This is a genomic window from Roseateles sp. (assembly GCF_046300915.1).
Taxonomy (GTDB): domain Bacteria; phylum Pseudomonadota; class Gammaproteobacteria; order Burkholderiales; family Burkholderiaceae_C; genus Kinneretia.
The window spans coordinates 1-15,013 of sequence record NZ_JBKCLH010000117.1 but is presented as its reverse complement, the minus strand read 5'-3'; the positions used below and the strand labels follow the sequence as shown (position 1 = coordinate 15,013).

At 67.0% G+C, this 15,013-nt stretch carries 22 protein-coding genes; 18 read left to right on the top strand and 4 right to left on the bottom strand.

Translation table 11 applies throughout. The features are described from left to right. Positions 1-4 precede the first annotated feature (4 nt). From ACK5F2_RS08705 to ACK5F2_RS08690, 4 genes are all read left to right on the top strand, one after another. Positions 5-811, top strand: coding sequence for an ABC transporter ATP-binding protein (locus tag ACK5F2_RS08705; RefSeq protein ID WP_409864129.1), 807 nt, complete (start codon positions 5-7; stop codon positions 809-811). Between the two features lie 123 nt (positions 812-934). Continuing rightward, positions 935-1,231 carry a hypothetical protein gene (locus ACK5F2_RS08700; protein WP_409864128.1) on the top strand — a complete coding sequence of 99 codons (297 nt, stop codon included), beginning with the start codon at positions 935-937 and terminating at the stop codon, positions 1,229-1,231. Beyond that, positions 1,224-2,486 (top strand): phenylacetate--CoA ligase family protein, encoded by a 1,263-nt coding sequence (locus ACK5F2_RS08695; protein WP_409864126.1) that lies wholly within the window; start codon positions 1,224-1,226, stop codon positions 2,484-2,486. The genes ACK5F2_RS08700 and ACK5F2_RS08695 overlap by 8 nt, the downstream gene beginning before the upstream one ends. Positions 2,487-2,711: 225 nt before the next feature. Beyond that, positions 2,712-3,677 (top strand): tripartite tricarboxylate transporter substrate-binding protein, encoded by a 966-nt coding sequence (locus ACK5F2_RS08690; RefSeq protein ID WP_409864125.1) that lies wholly within the window; start codon positions 2,712-2,714, stop codon positions 3,675-3,677. 158 nt (positions 3,678-3,835) lie between these two features. On the opposite strand, the gene ACK5F2_RS08685 is transcribed toward ACK5F2_RS08690, so the two are convergent. Genes ACK5F2_RS08685 through ACK5F2_RS08675 form a run of 3 tightly spaced genes read right to left on the bottom strand, consistent with a single transcriptional unit; the run spans position 3,836 to position 5,539 of the window. Further along, positions 3,836-4,201, bottom strand: a complete 366-nt coding sequence (locus ACK5F2_RS08685; RefSeq protein WP_409864123.1) for a cupin domain-containing protein — start codon at positions 4,199-4,201, stop codon at positions 3,836-3,838. 7 nt (positions 4,202-4,208) lie between these two features. Continuing rightward, positions 4,209-4,649, bottom strand: a complete 441-nt coding sequence (gene dtd, locus ACK5F2_RS08680; RefSeq protein WP_409864122.1) for a D-aminoacyl-tRNA deacylase — start codon at positions 4,647-4,649, stop codon at positions 4,209-4,211. Beyond that, positions 4,646-5,539, bottom strand: a complete 894-nt coding sequence (locus tag ACK5F2_RS08675; protein ID WP_409864120.1) for a cation diffusion facilitator family transporter — start codon at positions 5,537-5,539, stop codon at positions 4,646-4,648. The genes dtd and ACK5F2_RS08675 overlap by 4 nt, the downstream gene beginning before the upstream one ends. 89 nt (positions 5,540-5,628) lie before the next feature. Here ACK5F2_RS08675 and argB point away from each other — a divergent pair, with 89 nt between their 5' ends. The 13 genes from argB to tatC all read left to right on the top strand — a co-directional run bounded on the left by argB (position 5,629) and on the right by tatC (position 13,619). Then, positions 5,629-6,543: an acetylglutamate kinase gene (gene argB / locus ACK5F2_RS08670; RefSeq protein WP_133603189.1), complete on the top strand. Its 915-nt coding sequence runs from the start codon at positions 5,629-5,631 to the stop codon at positions 6,541-6,543. Between the two features lie 176 nt (positions 6,544-6,719). Then, positions 6,720-7,400 carry a pyrimidine 5'-nucleotidase gene (locus tag ACK5F2_RS08665; RefSeq protein WP_409864119.1) on the top strand — a complete coding sequence of 227 codons (681 nt, stop codon included), beginning with the start codon at positions 6,720-6,722 and terminating at the stop codon, positions 7,398-7,400. A gap of 158 nt (positions 7,401-7,558) precedes the next feature. After that, positions 7,559-8,227: a response regulator gene (locus ACK5F2_RS08660; protein ID WP_133603188.1), complete on the top strand. Its 669-nt coding sequence runs from the start codon at positions 7,559-7,561 to the stop codon at positions 8,225-8,227. 82 nt (positions 8,228-8,309) lie between these two features. Then, positions 8,310-8,954 (top strand): nucleoid occlusion factor SlmA, encoded by a 645-nt coding sequence (gene slmA / locus ACK5F2_RS08655; protein ID WP_409864118.1) that lies wholly within the window; start codon positions 8,310-8,312, stop codon positions 8,952-8,954. Between the two features lie 32 nt (positions 8,955-8,986). Then, positions 8,987-9,922, top strand: coding sequence for an ATP-binding protein (locus tag ACK5F2_RS08650; RefSeq protein ID WP_409864116.1), 936 nt, complete (start codon positions 8,987-8,989; stop codon positions 9,920-9,922). Continuing rightward, positions 9,915-10,358 carry an NUDIX domain-containing protein gene (locus ACK5F2_RS08645; RefSeq protein WP_409864115.1) on the top strand — a complete coding sequence of 148 codons (444 nt, stop codon included), beginning with the start codon at positions 9,915-9,917 and terminating at the stop codon, positions 10,356-10,358. The genes ACK5F2_RS08650 and ACK5F2_RS08645 overlap by 8 nt, the downstream gene beginning before the upstream one ends. Before the next feature lie 13 nt (positions 10,359-10,371). Continuing rightward, positions 10,372-10,761 (top strand): phosphoribosyl-AMP cyclohydrolase, encoded by a 390-nt coding sequence (gene hisI / locus ACK5F2_RS08640; protein WP_409864114.1) that lies wholly within the window; start codon positions 10,372-10,374, stop codon positions 10,759-10,761. Then, positions 10,758-11,114 carry a phosphoribosyl-ATP diphosphatase gene (locus ACK5F2_RS08635; protein WP_409864113.1) on the top strand — a complete coding sequence of 119 codons (357 nt, stop codon included), beginning with the start codon at positions 10,758-10,760 and terminating at the stop codon, positions 11,112-11,114. The genes hisI and ACK5F2_RS08635 overlap by 4 nt, the downstream gene beginning before the upstream one ends. Positions 11,115-11,122: 8 nt before the next feature. Further along, positions 11,123-11,509 (top strand): hypothetical protein, encoded by a 387-nt coding sequence (locus ACK5F2_RS08630; protein WP_133603182.1) that lies wholly within the window; start codon positions 11,123-11,125, stop codon positions 11,507-11,509. Next, positions 11,506-11,853, top strand: a complete 348-nt coding sequence (locus ACK5F2_RS08625; protein WP_409864112.1) for a histidine triad nucleotide-binding protein — start codon at positions 11,506-11,508, stop codon at positions 11,851-11,853. Before ACK5F2_RS08630 ends, ACK5F2_RS08625 begins: the two co-directional genes overlap by 4 nt. Before the next feature lie 176 nt (positions 11,854-12,029). After that, positions 12,030-12,272 (top strand): Sec-independent protein translocase subunit TatA, encoded by a 243-nt coding sequence (tatA, locus tag ACK5F2_RS08620; protein WP_133603180.1) that lies wholly within the window; start codon positions 12,030-12,032, stop codon positions 12,270-12,272. 34 nt (positions 12,273-12,306) lie between these two features. Next, positions 12,307-12,801, top strand: coding sequence for a Sec-independent protein translocase protein TatB (gene tatB / locus ACK5F2_RS08615; RefSeq protein ID WP_409864111.1), 495 nt, complete (start codon positions 12,307-12,309; stop codon positions 12,799-12,801). Beyond that, positions 12,798-13,619: a twin-arginine translocase subunit TatC gene (gene tatC, locus ACK5F2_RS08610; RefSeq protein ID WP_409864110.1), complete on the top strand. Its 822-nt coding sequence runs from the start codon at positions 12,798-12,800 to the stop codon at positions 13,617-13,619. Before tatB ends, tatC begins: the two co-directional genes overlap by 4 nt. 16 nt (positions 13,620-13,635) lie before the next feature. Here the strand turns inward: tatC and ACK5F2_RS08605 are convergent, their stop codons facing one another. Further along, the gene (locus ACK5F2_RS08605) at positions 13,636-14,805 is read right to left on the bottom strand and encodes a S1C family serine protease (RefSeq protein WP_409864109.1); all 1,170 of its coding nucleotides are present in this window, start codon (positions 14,803-14,805) and stop codon (positions 13,636-13,638) included. A gap of 20 nt (positions 14,806-14,825) precedes the next feature. On the opposite strand from ACK5F2_RS08605, the gene ACK5F2_RS08600 reads away from it, so the two are divergent. Continuing rightward, on the top strand, positions 14,826-15,013 hold a 188-nt coding region (locus tag ACK5F2_RS08600), incomplete at its 3' end, for a Nif3-like dinuclear metal center hexameric protein (RefSeq protein ID WP_409864108.1).

Below are 15,013 nucleotides of genomic sequence, written 5' to 3'. Positions count from 1 at the left end.
CACCATGTCCACCCCATTCCTCAACGTCAACGGCATCGAGGTCATTTACAACCACGTGATCCTGGTGCTCAAGGGCGTGTCCTTGCAGGTTCAGGAAGGCCGCATCGTGGCCTTGCTCGGTGGCAATGGCGCGGGCAAGACCACCACGCTGCGGGCGGTGTCCAACCTGCTGGCCGGCGAGCGCGGCGAGGTCAGCAAGGGCAGCATCGAGCTGCGCGGCGAGCGTATCGAAAAGCTGTCTACCGCCGAGATGGTCAACCGCGGTGTGGTGCAGGTGATGGAGGGGCGCCACTGCTTCGCCCACCTGAGCATCGAGGACAACCTGATGACCGGCGCCTACACCCGGCGCGACGGCCGCGCCGCCGTGGCCGAGACGCTGGAGAAGGTCTACAACTACTTCCCCCGCCTCAAGACCCGACGCAGCTCGCAGGCCGCCTACACCTCGGGCGGCGAGCAGCAGATGTGCGCCATCGGCCGCGCCCTGATGGCCAACCCCAAGATGGTGCTGCTGGACGAGCCCAGCATGGGCCTGGCGCCGCAGATCGTGGAGGAGGTGTTCGAGATCGTGAAGGATCTCAATGCCAAGGAGGGCACGACCTTTCTGCTGGCCGAGCAGAACACCAATATGGCCCTGCGCTATGCCGACTACGGCTACATCCTGGAAAGCGGCCGCGTGGTCATGGACGGCGAGGCCAAGGCCCTGCGCGAGAACGAGGACGTCAAGGAGTTCTACCTGGGCGTGGGCGGTGGCGACCGCAAGAGCTTCAAGGATGTGAAGAGCTACAAGCGGCGCAAGCGCTGGTTGGCCTAGCCCACCCCCTACGCGCTGCGCGCGCCCCCTCAAGGGGGCGAGCCCGTAGGGCCGGCAAAGCCGGACCCTCGGGCTCCGCTCAGTCGGTGCTGCGCGATTCGTGTGACCGAAGCGGACTTCGACATGAGTGATAACGACTTCTTCGCCCCGCCGGCCTTCAAGCCGGAGGAGGCCTTGCTCAAGCTGCGGCGCGAGTTGCGCGATCTGGGGCTGAGCGAGCGCGCGGGCGTGTTCGAGCGCAAGGGGCAGGCCATTGCCAAGGCGGCGGTCGACGGGGCGCTGCTGCAGCTGGCCCTGGTCAAGCGGCCGGCGCGCACGCCGGAGTGGGTGAGCAAGACGGTCAAGGATCATGCGCAGCTGCGCGACTTCGTGGCCACGCTGAAGAAAAACCTGTCGGGATGGAGTGATGGCGATGAGTAGCCCTGAGTCTTTCTACGACGCGCAGGAAATCCGTGGGGCCGACGAGCGCGAGGCGGCGCTGATGGCCGCGCTGCCGGCCCAGATCGCCCATGCCCAGGCACAGGCGCCCGCCTTCGCGGGCCTGCTGCAGGGCGTGGAGGCCGCGCGCATCGCCTCGCGCGCGGCCCTGGCCACCCTGCCGGTCACGCGCAAGTCCGAGCTGCTGGCGCGCCAGCAGGCGGCGCGTGCGGCCGGGGGCGATGCCTTTGGCGGCTTCTCGGCCATAGGCTGGGGCGCGGCGCGGCGCGTGTTCCAGTCGCCCGGCACGATTTACGAGCCCGAGGGCGCGCGCAGCGACTACTGGCGTGTGGCCCGCGCCCTGCATGCGGCCGGCATGCGGGCCGGCGAGCTGCTGCACAACAGCTTCAGCTACCACCTCACGCCGGCCGGATCCATGATGGAAACCGGCGCCCATGCCCTGGGCTGCACGGTCTTCCCGGGCGGCGTGGGCAATACCGAGCTGCAGCTGCAGGCCATGGCCGAGCTGCGGCCTCAAGGCTATGTGGGCACGCCCAGCTTTCTCAAGATCCTGCTGGACAAGGCCCAGGAGGCGGGCCAGCGCCTGTCCATCACCAAGGCCCTGGTCAGCGGCGAGGCCTTTCCGCCCTCGCTGCGCGACTGGCTGATCGAGCGCGGCGTGCGGGCCTACCAGTGCTACGCCACGGCCGATATCGGCCTGATCGCCTATGAAACCCTGGCCCGCGAGGGCCTGGTGCTGGACGAGGGCGTGATCCTGGAGATCGTGCGCCCTGGCACCGGCGACCCGGTGCCCGAGGGCGAGGTGGGCGAGGTGGTCGTCACCACGCTCAACCCCGACTACCCCCTGATCCGCTTCGGCACCGGCGATCTCTCGGCCGTGTTGCCGGGACGCTGCCCCACGGGTCGCAGCAACACCCGCATCAAGGGCTGGATGGGCCGGGCCGACCAGAGCGCCAAGGTGCGCGGCATGTTTGTGCATGCCAGCCAGGTGGCCGAGCTGCTGCGCCGCTTTCCGGGCCCGCTGGGCCGGGCGCGCCTGGTGGTGGAGGGCGAGATGGCCCAGGACCGCATGACGCTCAAGGTGGAGCTGAGCGGCGCCGCGCCCGAGGGGCTGGCCGATCAGCTGGCCGGTGCGCTGCGCGACATTACCAAGCTGCGCGGCGAGGTGCAGCTGCTGCCGCCGGGCAGTTTGCCCAATGACGGGCGGGTGATCGAGGACGCGCGCAAGTACGACTGAGCCCGTGGCGGGCCCCCGGCTAGCCGGCCGGTCCTCTTCTTCCGGGACTTTGCCCGTGCCACGACCTTCAAGACCGTCGGCGATGGAGGGGCCGCAGTCCTGCGGGTTTGAAATCTGGGTTCCAATGCGTCTGCCCTGGGTTTACGTAATTCCCGATACGACATGCGCACAGGACTCTCCTAGCATGAGGGCTCCCCCATCACATCCAACACGCAGAGGAAGACAATGAAAAAGCTCTTGCTGTCCCTGGCGGCCTCCATGGCCGTTGGCGCCGTCTGGGCCTACCCCGACAAACCCGTGAACATCGTGGTGCCCTTCGCGGCCGGTGGTCCGACCGACAAGGTGGCCCGCGATCTGGCGGAGTCCCTGCGCAAGACCCTGGGCGCCACCCTGGTGATCGAGAACGTCGGCGGTGCCGGCGGCACCCTGGGCGCCACCAAGGTGGCCAAGGCCGCACCGGACGGCTACACCTTGCTGCTGCACCACATCAGCATGGCCACCTCGCCGGCCCTGTACCGCAATCTGCAGTACAAGACCCTGGACGACTTCGAGTACCTGGGCATGATCAATGAAGTGCCCATGACCCTGATCGGCAAGCCCGGTCTGCCGGCCAACAACTATGCCGAGCTGAGCAAGTGGCTGGAGGCCAACAAGGGCAAGATCAATCTGGCCAATGCCGGCCTGGGCGCCGCCTCGCATCTGTGCGGTCTGCTGTTCCAGAGCGCCATCAAGATCGACATGACCACCGTGCCCTACAAGGGCACCGGCCCGGCCATGACCGATCTGCTGGGCGGTCAGGTCGACATCATGTGCGACCAGACCACCAACACCACCAGCCAGATCGAGTCCGGCAAGGTCAAGGCCTATGCCGTGACCACCCCCAAGCGTCTCAGCACCCCGGCCCTGGCCAAGCTGCCCACGCTGGATGAATCGGGTCTCAAGGGCTTCAATGTGAGTATCTGGCACGGCCTGTATGCGCCCAAGAACACGCCCAAGCCCGTGATCGAGAAGATCAATGCCGCCCTCAAGGCCGCGCTCAAGGACCCCGAGTTCATCAAGCGCCAGGAAGCCCTGGGTGCCGTGGTCATCACCGACAAGCGCGTCGACGGTGCCGAGCACAAGAAGTTTGTCGAGGCCGAGATCAACAAGTGGGGCCCCGTCATCAAAGCCGCCGGGCAATATGCCGACTGAGGACCGAGGACAGGCCGCTGCGGCCTGTCCGACGCCTCAGGAGGGGCCTGACATGTCCTGCATGTCAGGCGCGGCCTGCCAAGGTGACTGAGGACCGAGGACAGGCCACTGCGGCCTGACTCCCGATCTATATAGCCCGCCTTTGGCGGGCTTTTGCTTTATCCCCCCAGGTCCACCAGCACGAACTGCTTGCGCACGGCCTCCAGCACCTCGAACTCGCCCTCGAAGCCCGGCGGGATCACCGCGCCCTGGCCGGGGCCGATCTCGGTGTAGGCGCCCGCCGCATCGTGCAGGCGTACGCGGCCTTGCAGCACATGGAAGAACTCCTGGCGCTCGGGCGCAAAGACGATGCGCCAGCGCCCCGGCTCGCACTCCCACACGCCCGCGCTCATGGGCCCGGCCTCGTGCAGGGTCCAGGTCTTGCGCTGGGGGGCTCCTTGCACGCGGCGATCCTCGCGGGGCTGATCGTGCTGCGCGGGGAGGGTGTCGGTGCTGTCGATCAGGACGATGGTGGGCGGGCTCATGACGGGCTCACTGGATGCGCATGGGGATGGTGACCGGGCCGTCATTGACCAGATGCACCTGCATATCGGCGCCAAATTCCCCCGCAGCCACCACCGCGTGGAGTTCGCGGGCGCGCGCCAGCAGATGGTCGTAGAGTCGGCGGCCCTGCTCGGCCGGGGCCGCGCCGCTGAAGCTGGGGCGGTTGCCGCCGCTGGTGTCGGCCGCCAGCGTGAACTGCGAGACGATGAGCAGGCCGCCGCCCAGGTCCTGCAGGCTCTTGTTCATCTTGCCCGCCTCGTCGCTGAAGATGCGCAGCTTGAGCAGCTTGGCCAGGAGTTTGTCGGCCTGGGCCTCGGTGTCGCCGGGCTCGGCGCAGACCAGCATCAGCAGGCCGGGGCCTATGGCGCCGGTCACGCGGCCGGCCACTTCCACGCGGGCCTCCCGCACACGTTGCAAGACGGCAATCACATCAGATCCTTGGGGTCGTCGAAATGGGCTTCCACATCGCTGGGCAGCAGCTGGATGCTGGCCCGCAGGCCGGGCACGGCCTGCATCAGGGCCCGCTCCACCGCATTGCGCAGCGCGGCCGCCTGGCCCAGGGACCAGTTGGCCGGCATGTGCATATGCAGATCCACGAAGCGGCGCTGCCCGGCGTGGCGGCTCACGATATGGTCAAAGCGAACCGGGTCGGCCTGGGTAAAGCGCACCAGCACCTCGTGGATGGCTGCCTGGGACGGCGCGTCCAGCGCTTCGTCCATCAGGCCTTGCGAGGCACGCCAGATCAGATGCACGCCCTCACGCAGGATGTTGAGGGACACCAGCAAGGCCAGCAGGGGGTCCAGCCACAGCCAGCCGGTGAACCAAACGCCGATCAACCCGGCCACCACGGCGGCCGAGGTCCAGACATCGGTGAACAGATGGCGGGCATCCGCCTCCAGGGCCATGGAACGATGCTCGCGCGCCTTGCGCAGCATGGCCCAGGCCAGACCGCCATTCAGGGCCGAGCTGATCACGGCCAGAGCCAGACCCAGGCCCAGGCCCTCGACCGGCTGCGGATCCATCAGGCGATGGGCGGCGGCCCAGGCGATGCCCAGGCCGGCCGCGATGATGAGCACGCCCTCGAAACCGCCCGAGAAGAACTCGGCCTTGTGGTGACCGAAGGGGTGGTCTTCGTCGGGGGGCCTGGCCGCAATGCTCACCATGGCCAGGGCGAACATGGCACCCGCCAGATTGACCAGGGATTCCAGCGCATCGGCCGCCAGGCTGACGGAGCCGGTCCACCACCAGGCGCCTGTCTTGAGCGCGATGGTGGCGAGCGCCACGCCCACCGAGAGTTTGAGATAGCTGGCCACTTGCATGGGCCCGATTGTCGCTGCCTGCGCCACGGCACCAGCTTGCTGGCGTCCTACAATCCCGCGCAATTTCCTGAGCCGCAGCGAGACCAAGCATGAAGACCGAGCCCACCGCCCACAGCAGCGACGTATCCCATATCGCCCCGCGCGAGAAGGCCGAGATTCTCTCCCAGGCCCTGCCTTACATCCGCAAGTTCCACGGCAAGACCATCGTCATCAAGTACGGGGGCAATGCCATGACCGATCCGGAGCTGCAAAGGGACTTTGCCGAGGACGTGGTCCTGCTCAAGCTGGTGGGCCTGAATCCGGTGGTGGTGCATGGTGGCGGTCCGCAGATCGAGGGACTGCTCGGCAAGCTGGGCAAGAAGGGCGAGTTCATCCAGGGCATGCGCGTCACCGACGAGGAGACCATGAATGTGGTCGAGTGGGTGCTGGCCGGCGAGGTCCAGCAGGACGTGGTGGGCCTGATCAATGCCGCGGGCGGCAAGGCCGTGGGCCTGACCGGCCGCGACGGCGGCATGATCCGCGCCAAGAAGCTCAAGGTTCAGGACAAGGACGACCCGAGCAAGGAGCACGATATCGGCCAGGTGGGCGATATCGTTTCCATCGACCCCAGCGTGGTGAAGGCCTTGCAGGACGACCAGTTCATTCCCGTGGTCAGCCCCATCGGCTTCGGCGAGCATAACGAGAGCTACAACATCAATGCCGATGTGGTGGCCGCCAAGCTGGCCACCGTGCTGCAGGCCGAGAAGCTGCTGATGCTGACCAATATCCGTGGCGTGTTGGACAAGCAGGGCGAGTTGCTGACCGAACTGACCCCCAAGCGCATCGATGAGCTGGTGGCGGACGGCACCATCAGCGGCGGCATGATCCCCAAGATCGCCGGCGCCATCGATGCGGCCAAGAGCGGCGTCAACGCGGTGCACATCATCGACGGGCGCGTGCCCCACGCCATGCTGCTGGAGATCCTCTCGGATCAGGCCTACGGCACCATGATCAAATCGCATTGAAAGCTCCCCCCCTACGGCCTGCGGCCGCCAAGGCCAGAGGCCTTGGCCGTCGCCAGGCACAAACAGTCCGCAGGGACTGTTTGTGTCCAGGCTCCGCCCCCTCGAGGGGGCGCACCCGCAGGACCGGCATAGCCGGATCCTCGGGCGCCGCTCGGGAAAACCAGTTCGGATCCGCTTTGACGCGCTCCTCGCGCAAGGTCTGGTTGTTTGATCTGGACAACACGGTCCACAACGCCTCGCACCATGTGTTCGGCGCCCTGAATGTGGCGATGACGGACTACATCGTTCGTCACCTGGGCCTGGACCGGCCCGAGGCCGATCGCCTGCGCGGCTTGTACTGGGCGCGTTACGGCGCCACCCTGCTGGGCCTGATGCGACATCACGGCGTGCGGGTGGGGCATTTCCTGGACGAGACACACAGCCTGCCGGGTCTGGAGGCCCTGGTCCACAGCCATGCCCATGATCGGGCGGCGCTGCGCCGCCTGCCGGGGCGCAAGATCCTGCTGACCAATGCGCCCGAGGCCTATGCCCGGCGCGTGCTCAAGGCCCTGGGCCTGCAGCGCTTGTTTGAGCGGGTGATCGGCTTTGAGTCCATGCGCATGTTCGGCCAGCACCGGCCCAAGCCCGACACGCGCATGCTGCGCTGGGTCTGCGCCCGTCAGCGCCTGGCGCCCGGGCGCTGCGTGCTGGTGGAAGACACCCTGGTGCATCAGAAGGCGGCCCGGGCCGTGGGCATGCGCACCGTGTGGATGCAGCGCTGGGTGGGGCAGCATGGACCCGAGGCCGGCGTGCGGCTGCGCCGCCGGCCGGTCTATGTGGATCGGCGCGTGGCAGGGCTGGCGGGCCTGATGCGCTGAGTTCTCGGCCGGCGTGGCTGGCCTGACTCGACGCCCGAGGCAATCCCCAGAATCGTGTCGCGTCCCTGCCTCTGCATCCTCCGCATGGGGGGAGGGTGGCGGCTTGTCGCTGGGATGGGGGGCAAGCAGAATGAGGCACCTCTCTGCGCCCCATCGCCATGCCCGATTTTTCCGTGCTGATCGTTGAAGATCAGGTCAGATTTCGCGAAGCCTTTCAACTCGCCCTGGCCTCGGTGCCGGATATCAAGCTGCTGGGTATCGCCCCTGATCTGCCGCAGGGACGCAAGCTCTTCGACCAGACCCAGCCCGATGTGCTGCTGGTGGACCTGGACCTGCCGGGCGGCAGCGGCATCGAGCTGATACGGCATGCGGCCCAGACCCGGCCCAGCTGCGATGTGATGGTGATCTCGGTGTTCGGCGACGAGCAGCATGTGCTCTCCAGCATCGAGGCCGGCGCCACCGGCTACCTGCTCAAGGACTCTCTGGCCCTGGATCTGGCCGGCCAGCTGCGCACCCTGCGTTCCGGTGGCAGCCCCATCAGCCCGGTGATCGCGCGCCGCCTGTTGCTGCGCCTGGCCCCGGCCATCAGCGGCCAGACCCAGCCGGCTCCGCTGGAGGATGAGTCGGCCGTGGCCTTGTCCGAGCAGGAGTCGCGTGTGCTGCATCTGGCGGCCAAGGGCTTTACCTTCGATGAGATCGCGCAGTTCATGCAGGTCTCGCCGCATACCGTGATGACCTATGTGAAGCGCACCTACCGCAAGCTGCAGGTGCGCTCCAAGGTCGAGGCCATCTACGAGGCGCGGCGACTCGGCTGGCTGCGCGACTGAGCTCCGCGTCGCGCAAGGCCGGGCGGGTCTGGTTTCGGGCTGTGCCAGAATGGTTTTCAAACCCAGCAGCCCACCGGACCCGATGCACGCCGCCACTCCTGCAGAAGCACTCCCGGATGATGTTCCCGCCGCAGCCGAGGCGCCGCGCAAGCGGCCTCGCCCCGGGGAGCGCCGGGTGCAGATCCTGCAGACCCTGGCCGGCATGCTGGAGCAACCCGGCTCCGAGCGCATCACCACCGCGGCCCTGGCGGCCAAGCTGGAGGTCAGCGAGGCGGCTCTTTATCGCCACTTCGCCAGCAAGGCCCAGATGTTCGAGGGCCTGATCGAGTTCATCGAGAGCAGCATCTTCACCCTGGTCAAGCAGATCGGCGAGCGCGAGGCCTCGGGCCTGGTGCAGGCCCAGAAGATCGTGGCCGTGCTCCTGCAGTTCGGCGAGCGCAATCCCGGCATGACCCGCGTGATGGTGGGTGACGCCCTGGTCTACGAGAACGAGCGCCTGGTGGCGCGCATGAACCAGTTCTTTGACCGCATCGAGAGTGCGCTGCGCCAGGGCCTGCGCCAGGCGGCCGAGGCCTCCGGATCCGCCACGCCCACGGTCGATGCCCAGGCCCAGGCCTCGGTGCTGATCAGCTTTGTGATCGGCCGTCTGCAGCGCTATGCGCGCTCCGGCTTCAAGCGCATGCCCAGCGAACAGCTGGAGCCCGCGCTGCGCATGCTGCTGGGCTGAGTCTCTTCTGCGCCCTATAAACTGGCGGCCATATGTCCGCCGTCCCAGAAGCCCTGACCTCCCTGATGCAGCGCGCCGAAGCGCTGCTGAGCCGGCTTGAAGCCGTTCTTCCGCAGCCCCTGATGGCGCCCGACTGGGGGGCCTCCGTGGCCTTCCGAGGCCGCCGCCGCGCCGGCCGCCTGATGCTGGAGCCGGTGCGTCATGTGGCCACCATACGCCTGGCCGACCTCAAGGAGGTGGAGCCGCAGAAGGAGCGCTTGCTGCGCAATACGGAGCAGTTCGTGGCCGGCCGACCGGCCAACAATGTGCTGCTCACGGGCGCCCGCGGCACGGGCAAGAGCTCGCTGATCAAGGCCGTGCTCAACGAGTTTGCCGCCCAGGGCCTGCGCCTGATCGAGGTGGACAAGAGCGATCTGGTGGACCTGCCCGATCTGGTGGATCTGGTGGCGGGCCGGCCCGAGCGCTTCGTGATCTTCTGCGATGACCTCAGCTTTGATGAGGGCGAGCTGGGCTACAAGGCCCTGAAGTCCATGCTGGATGGCTCGGTGGCCGCGGCCAGCGACAACGTGCTGATCTACGCCACCAGCAACCGCCGCCATCTGCTGCCCGAGCATATGAAGGACAACCTGGCGGCCAAGATGGACGAGAACGGTGAGCTGCATCCCGGCGAGGCCATCGAGGAGAAGGTCTCCCTGTCCGAGCGCTTCGGCCTGTGGATCAGCTTCTACCCCTTCAGCCAGCAGGAGTACCTGGAGATCTGCGCCCAGTGGCTGCGCTTCTACGGCCTGGATGAGGCAGCGATTGCCGCCGCGCGCCAGCCCGCCCTGGTCTGGGCCCTGGAGCGCGGCTCGCGCTCGGGCCGGGTGGCCTTCCAGTTCGCTCGCGATCTGGCCGGTCGCGGCCAGGCGGAGATTCTCCCGAGCCGCAGCATCCGCGGTGAAGCGCCGGAGGGCCTGGACCATGTCTGAGGAACGCGTGCCGGTGGATGTGGCGGTGGGCGTGCTGGTGGAGCGCGATGCTGAGGGACGCGAAGGGCGTTTCCTGCTGACCTCGCGCCCCGAGGGCAAGGTCTATGCCGGCTACTGGGAGTTCCCCGGCGGCAAGCTGGAGGCCGGCGAGACGGTGGAGCAGGCCCTGCGGCGCGAGCTGCACGAGGAGCTGGGCATCACCATTGGTGCCGTCCATCCCTGGAAGGTGGAGATGATGGACTACCCGCATGCCCGCGTGCGTCTGCACTTCTGCAAGGTGTTTGAGTGGCGCGGTGAGTTCGAGATGCGCGAGCAGCAGAGCATGGCCTGGGATCAGCTGCCCGTGCAGCAGCAGCCGGTGCTGCCCGGCACCATCCCCGTGCTGCAGTGGTTTGCCCAGGAGCGCGGCCACACCGGCCCCACCCATCTTGGCTGAGTACACTGGCGCCATGGATTGGCTGGAACAGATCAAATGGGACCGCGATGGCCTCGTCCCCGTGATCGCGCAGGAGCGCGACAGTGGCGATGTGCTGATGTTCGCGTGGATGAATCGCGAGGCCCTGGCCCGTACCGCCGAGCTGGGCCAAGCGGTCTACTGGAGCCGCTCGCGCGCCAAGCTCTGGCACAAGGGCGAGGAATCCGGCCATCTGCAGATCGTGCATGAGATGCGCCTGGACTGCGACAACGATGTGGTGCTGCTCAAGATCACGCAGCAGGGTCACGAACCCGGCATCGCCTGCCACACCGGCCGCCACAGCTGCTTCTACCAGCGCTATGAGAGCGGTGCCTGGCAGACCGTGGAGCCGGTTCTCAAGGACCCGGAGCGCATTTACAAATGAGCCAAGAGCTGAACAGTCAGGACGTGCTGGCCCGCGTGGCCGCCGTCATCGAATCGCGCAAGCCCGCTGCCGGCGGTGATGCCGCCGCCAGCTATGTGGCCAAGCTCTTCAGCAAGGGCACCGACGCCATCCTGAAGAAGGTGGGCGAGGAAGCCACCGAGCTGGTGATGGCCGCCAAGGACGGCGATGCGCAGAAGATCGTCTACGAAACCGCCGATCTGTGGTTCCACTCCATGATCGCGCTGGCGCAGTTCGGCCTGACGCCGGCCGATGTGATTCGCGAGCTGGCGCGACGCGAGGGCCTGTCGGGCCTGCAGGAATTCGCCCAGCGGCCCGAGAACCGCGGAGGCTGAAGCCCATCATGAATCAGACCGTCGAGACCGTGGTGCTCGATCCCGTGCGGGCGCAGAACCTGCGCGCGGTGGGCATCGTCAGCTATGTGCTGCACACCATCGTGGCCCTGGGCGCCCTGCTGCCGGGCATGCAGGTGAGCGTGCTGCTCCTGCTGGTGGCGGTGCTGATCGACCTGATCAAGCGCGGTGATGCCCAGGGCAGCTGGCAGGCCAGCCATTTCCGCTGGCGCCTGCGCAGCGTGCTGTTCGCCGGCCTGGCCTATGCGCTGACCGCACCGCTGTGGCTGCTCCTCCTGCTGCCGGGCTGGATCGCCTGGTGCCTGATCTCCATCTGGTTCCTCTACCGCATCGTGCGCGGCTGGACCACCCTGAACGCCAAGCAAGCCATTCAATGAGCCACGATCCCAACTGCATCTTCTGCAAGATCATCGCCGGCCAGATTCCGGCCAAGAAGGTCTATGAGGATGAGCACATCCTCGCCTTCCACGACATCCATCCCTGGGCACCCGTGCACATCCTGCTCATTCCCAAGCTGCACATTGCCAGCATGGTCGAGCTGCAGCCCGAGCATGCCGAGCTGATGGGCCGCATGGCCGTGCTGGCGCCGCGCCTGATGAAGGAGCTGGGCGTGAGCAATGGCTTCCGTACCGTGATCAACACCGGTCCGGACGGCGGCCAGGAGGTCTATCACCTGCATATGCATGTGATGGGCGGCCCGCGCCCCTGGGCGAAAGGCTGAGCCGGGACCGAGCTCGGTCCTGAGGACCGACCGACGCCCGGCGAAGGACCAGCCATGTCTTGCATGGCTGGGCTGGGAGACCGAGTTCGGTGATGAGGGCCGGGGCCGTATAAGCCCCGGCGAAGAATTGTCATGCAGGCCCCCTAGAATGGCGGTCTTGTTTCCAGGAGATGACTATGGGTTCGTTCAGCATTTGGCACTGGCTCATCGTGCTGGTCGTGGTGGTGCTGATCTTTGGTACCAAGAAGCTCAAGAACGTGGGCTCTGATCTGGGTTCCGCCGTCAAGGGTTTCAAGGACGGCATGAAGGACGGTGGTAGCGGCAACGGCGCTGAAGCCGCAGCCCCGCAGCAGCAGGTTTCGGCCAGCAAGGCGCACGACCCCAATACCGTCGACGTCGAGGCCAAGACCAAGTCTTGACCCGGCAGCCCCTGATGCCTCGTGGCAGTCCTGAATGATTGATTTCGGCTTCGACAAGCTGGCCCTGATTGGCGCCGTGGCGCTGATCGTGATCGGGCCGGAGCGCCTGCCGCGTGTGGCGCGTACCGTGGGCCACCTGCTGGGCAAGGCGCAGCGCTATGTGGCCGACGTCAAGGCCGAGGTGAACCGCTCCATCGAGCTCGAAGAGCTCAAGAAGATGAAGACCCATGTCGAGGAGGCAGCTCGCGACGTGGAGCAGACGGTTCACAAGGAATTCAACGAGGCCAATCAGGCCTTCGAGCAGACCTGGTCCGAGGCCAGCTCGGGCCTGGATGAGGCCAGCTACGAAAGCAGTGCCTACAGCACGGCCCTGCCGGCCCCCGGCTACCGCCCACCCAAGAAGAACTGGCGCCTCAAGCGCGGCGCCACTCCCCAGTGGTACAAGCAGCGTGAAGGTGTGCGCCGTCATGTGCAATCCGGTGCCGCACGCGTGGCGCGCTTTCGGCCGCCCCGCCGACCCTTCCCATGAGCGATTCCCAGAAGCCCGAGGACGAACTGGCCGGCACCGAGCAGCCCTTTGTCTCCCACCTCATTGAGCTGCGTGATCGCCTGATCCGCGCCTTCATCGCCATTGGCGTGTGCTTTGGCGCGCTGGCGCTCTATCCTGGGCCCGGGCCACTCTACGATCTGCTGGCCGCACCTCTGGTGGCGAACCTGCCCCAGGGCTCCACCATGATCGCCACCAATGTGATCTCGCCCTTCCTGGTGCCGCTGAAGATCACCCTGCTGGCTGCCTTCTTCCTGGCCCTGCCCGTGGTGCTCTACCAGATCTGGGCCTTTGTGGCGCCGGGGCTGTATTCGCACGAAAAGCGTCTGGTCCTGCCCCTGGTGGTCTCCAGCACCCTGCTGTTCTTCCTGGGCGTGGCCTTCTGCTACTTCTTTGTGTTCGGTAAGGTCTTTGCCTTCATCCAGAGCTTTGCGCCCAAGAGCATCACGGCGGCGCCGGACATCGAGGCCTATCTGAGCTTTGTGATGAGCATGTTCATCGCCTTCGGCGCCGCCTTTGAGGTGCCGGTGGTGGTGGTGGTGCTGGCGCGCATGGGCCTGGTCACGGTGGCCAAGCTGCGCGACTTCCGCGGCTACTTCATCGTGATCGCCTTCGTGATCGCTGCCATCGTGACGCCGCCCGATGTGGTGTCACAGCTGGCCCTGGCCATTCCCATGTGCCTGCTCTACGAAGTGGGCATCTGGGCCGCGGGCCTGTTCATGCGCTACTCCAAGGCGCCTGATGAGGATGCCTCGGCCTCCTCATCGTCAGGCTCTTCCGGTTCGTCCGGCCAGGCCTGAGCAGCAGGCCGCTGACCTATTCCTGGGGTGGAGGCCGCTGCCCCACCCTGAGCTGAAACTCGAGCTGCTGCTTGCCGCGCTGCACCGCCACCGCGGCTTGGCTCTGGGGCTTGAGCGCGGCCACGGCCGCCAGCAGCTGGCGCGGGCTGTTCACGGGCGTGCCGGCCACGCGGGTGACCACATCACCGGGCTTGATGCCGGCCTTGGCCGCCGGGGCGTCCAGCACCACGCCGCTGACCAGCACGCCGTCCGCGATGCTGAGCTTGAAAGCCTCGATGAACTCGGGCGTGAGCTCGCGGGTCTGCACGCCGATCCAGCCGCGCGCTACCTGACCCTCGGCCACCAGGGCCTGCATGACCTGGCGTGCCGTACCCACGGGGATGGCAAAGCCTATGCCCAGGCTGCCGCCGCTGCGCGAGAAGATGGCGGTGTTGATGCCCACCAGACGGCCCGCGGCATCGACCAGGGCGCCGCCCGAGTTGCCCGGGTTGATGGCGGCATCGGTCTGGATGAAGTTTTCGAAGGTGTTGATGCCCAGCTGATTGCGGCCCAGGGCGCTGACAATGCCCGAGGTCACGGTCTGGCCCACGTTGAAGGGGTTGCCGATGGCCAGCACCGCATCGCCCACCTGCAGATCCTGGTCGTTGCCCAGGGCGATCACGGGCAATTGATCCAGCGCGATCTTGAGCACCGCCACATCGGTCTCGGGATCGCTGCCCACCAGGGTGGCCTTGGCCTGGCGGCCGTCGGCCAGCTGCACCTCGATCTCGGCCGCGCCGCTGACCACATGGCTGTTGGTGAGCAGATAGCCCTCGGGGCTGACGATCACGCCCGAACCCAGCCCAAAAGGAGTGTTCTCACCCTCCTCGGACTCGGACTCGCGCGGCGGCCGCAGGCCGCGGTGAAAGCGCTGCCAGGGATCGTCGGCGCCGCGCGCAGCTCGCGGCGGGGCCTTGCTCGCGGTGATGCTGACCACGGCCGGCGAGGCGCGCAGGGCCGCCAGGCGGAAGCCGCCCGCTGGCGCGGCGGCCGTGCCGGTATCGGTGGGCAGGGCGGGCAGGCTGATGAGGGTGGCAGGGCTGCGCTCGCCGCGCGGCAGCCACTGCGGCTTGAGCGTTGCCACCACGAACAGTCCGGCCAGGACCACGGTCACAGCCTGGGAGAAAATCAGCCAAATTCTTCGCACCGCTAGCGCCTCTCACCACCATGCCCCATCGCCAAGACATCGATCGCCATCTGAATCAGCTGCTGGATGTGGGGCGGTTCAAGGATTATGGGCCGAACGGTCTGCAGGTGCAGGGCCGCGACGAGATCGCGCATGTGGTCTGCGGTGTGACCGCCAGTCTGGCCTTGATCGATGCGGCCATTGCCGCCGGGGCCGATGCCATCCTGGT

What these genes read in the sequence shown, in the direction of transcription:
- ACK5F2_RS08705 (WP_409864129.1), top strand. Translation starts at nt 5, where the DNA reads ATGTCCACCCCATTCCTCAACGTCAACGGCATCGAGGTCATTTACAAC.
- ACK5F2_RS08645 (WP_409864115.1), top strand. Translation starts at nt 9,915, where the DNA reads ATGTCTGAGGAACGCGTGCCGGTGGATGTGGCGGTGGGCGTGCTGGTG.
- ACK5F2_RS08635 (WP_409864113.1), top strand. Translation starts at nt 10,758, where the DNA reads ATGAGCCAAGAGCTGAACAGTCAGGACGTGCTGGCCCGCGTGGCCGCC.
- ACK5F2_RS08685 (WP_409864123.1), bottom strand. Translation starts at nt 4,201, where the DNA reads ATGAGCCCGCCCACCATCGTCCTGATCGACAGCACCGACACCCTCCCC.
- tatB (WP_409864111.1), top strand. Translation starts at nt 12,307, where the DNA reads ATGATTGATTTCGGCTTCGACAAGCTGGCCCTGATTGGCGCCGTGGCG.
- hisI (WP_409864114.1), top strand. Translation starts at nt 10,372, where the DNA reads ATGGATTGGCTGGAACAGATCAAATGGGACCGCGATGGCCTCGTCCCC.
- ACK5F2_RS08660 (WP_133603188.1), top strand. Translation starts at nt 7,559, where the DNA reads ATGCCCGATTTTTCCGTGCTGATCGTTGAAGATCAGGTCAGATTTCGC.
- slmA (WP_409864118.1), top strand. Translation starts at nt 8,310, where the DNA reads ATGCACGCCGCCACTCCTGCAGAAGCACTCCCGGATGATGTTCCCGCC.
- tatA (WP_133603180.1), top strand. Translation starts at nt 12,030, where the DNA reads ATGGGTTCGTTCAGCATTTGGCACTGGCTCATCGTGCTGGTCGTGGTG.
- ACK5F2_RS08630 (WP_133603182.1), top strand. Translation starts at nt 11,123, where the DNA reads ATGAATCAGACCGTCGAGACCGTGGTGCTCGATCCCGTGCGGGCGCAG.
- ACK5F2_RS08690 (WP_409864125.1), top strand. Translation starts at nt 2,712, where the DNA reads ATGAAAAAGCTCTTGCTGTCCCTGGCGGCCTCCATGGCCGTTGGCGCC.
- ACK5F2_RS08700 (WP_409864128.1), top strand. Translation starts at nt 935, where the DNA reads ATGAGTGATAACGACTTCTTCGCCCCGCCGGCCTTCAAGCCGGAGGAG.
- ACK5F2_RS08625 (WP_409864112.1), top strand. Translation starts at nt 11,506, where the DNA reads ATGAGCCACGATCCCAACTGCATCTTCTGCAAGATCATCGCCGGCCAG.
- tatC (WP_409864110.1), top strand. Translation starts at nt 12,798, where the DNA reads ATGAGCGATTCCCAGAAGCCCGAGGACGAACTGGCCGGCACCGAGCAG.
- ACK5F2_RS08650 (WP_409864116.1), top strand. Translation starts at nt 8,987, where the DNA reads ATGTCCGCCGTCCCAGAAGCCCTGACCTCCCTGATGCAGCGCGCCGAA.
- ACK5F2_RS08675 (WP_409864120.1), bottom strand. Translation starts at nt 5,539, where the DNA reads ATGCAAGTGGCCAGCTATCTCAAACTCTCGGTGGGCGTGGCGCTCGCC.
- argB (WP_133603189.1), top strand. Translation starts at nt 5,629, where the DNA reads ATGAAGACCGAGCCCACCGCCCACAGCAGCGACGTATCCCATATCGCC.
- ACK5F2_RS08695 (WP_409864126.1), top strand. Translation starts at nt 1,224, where the DNA reads ATGAGTAGCCCTGAGTCTTTCTACGACGCGCAGGAAATCCGTGGGGCC.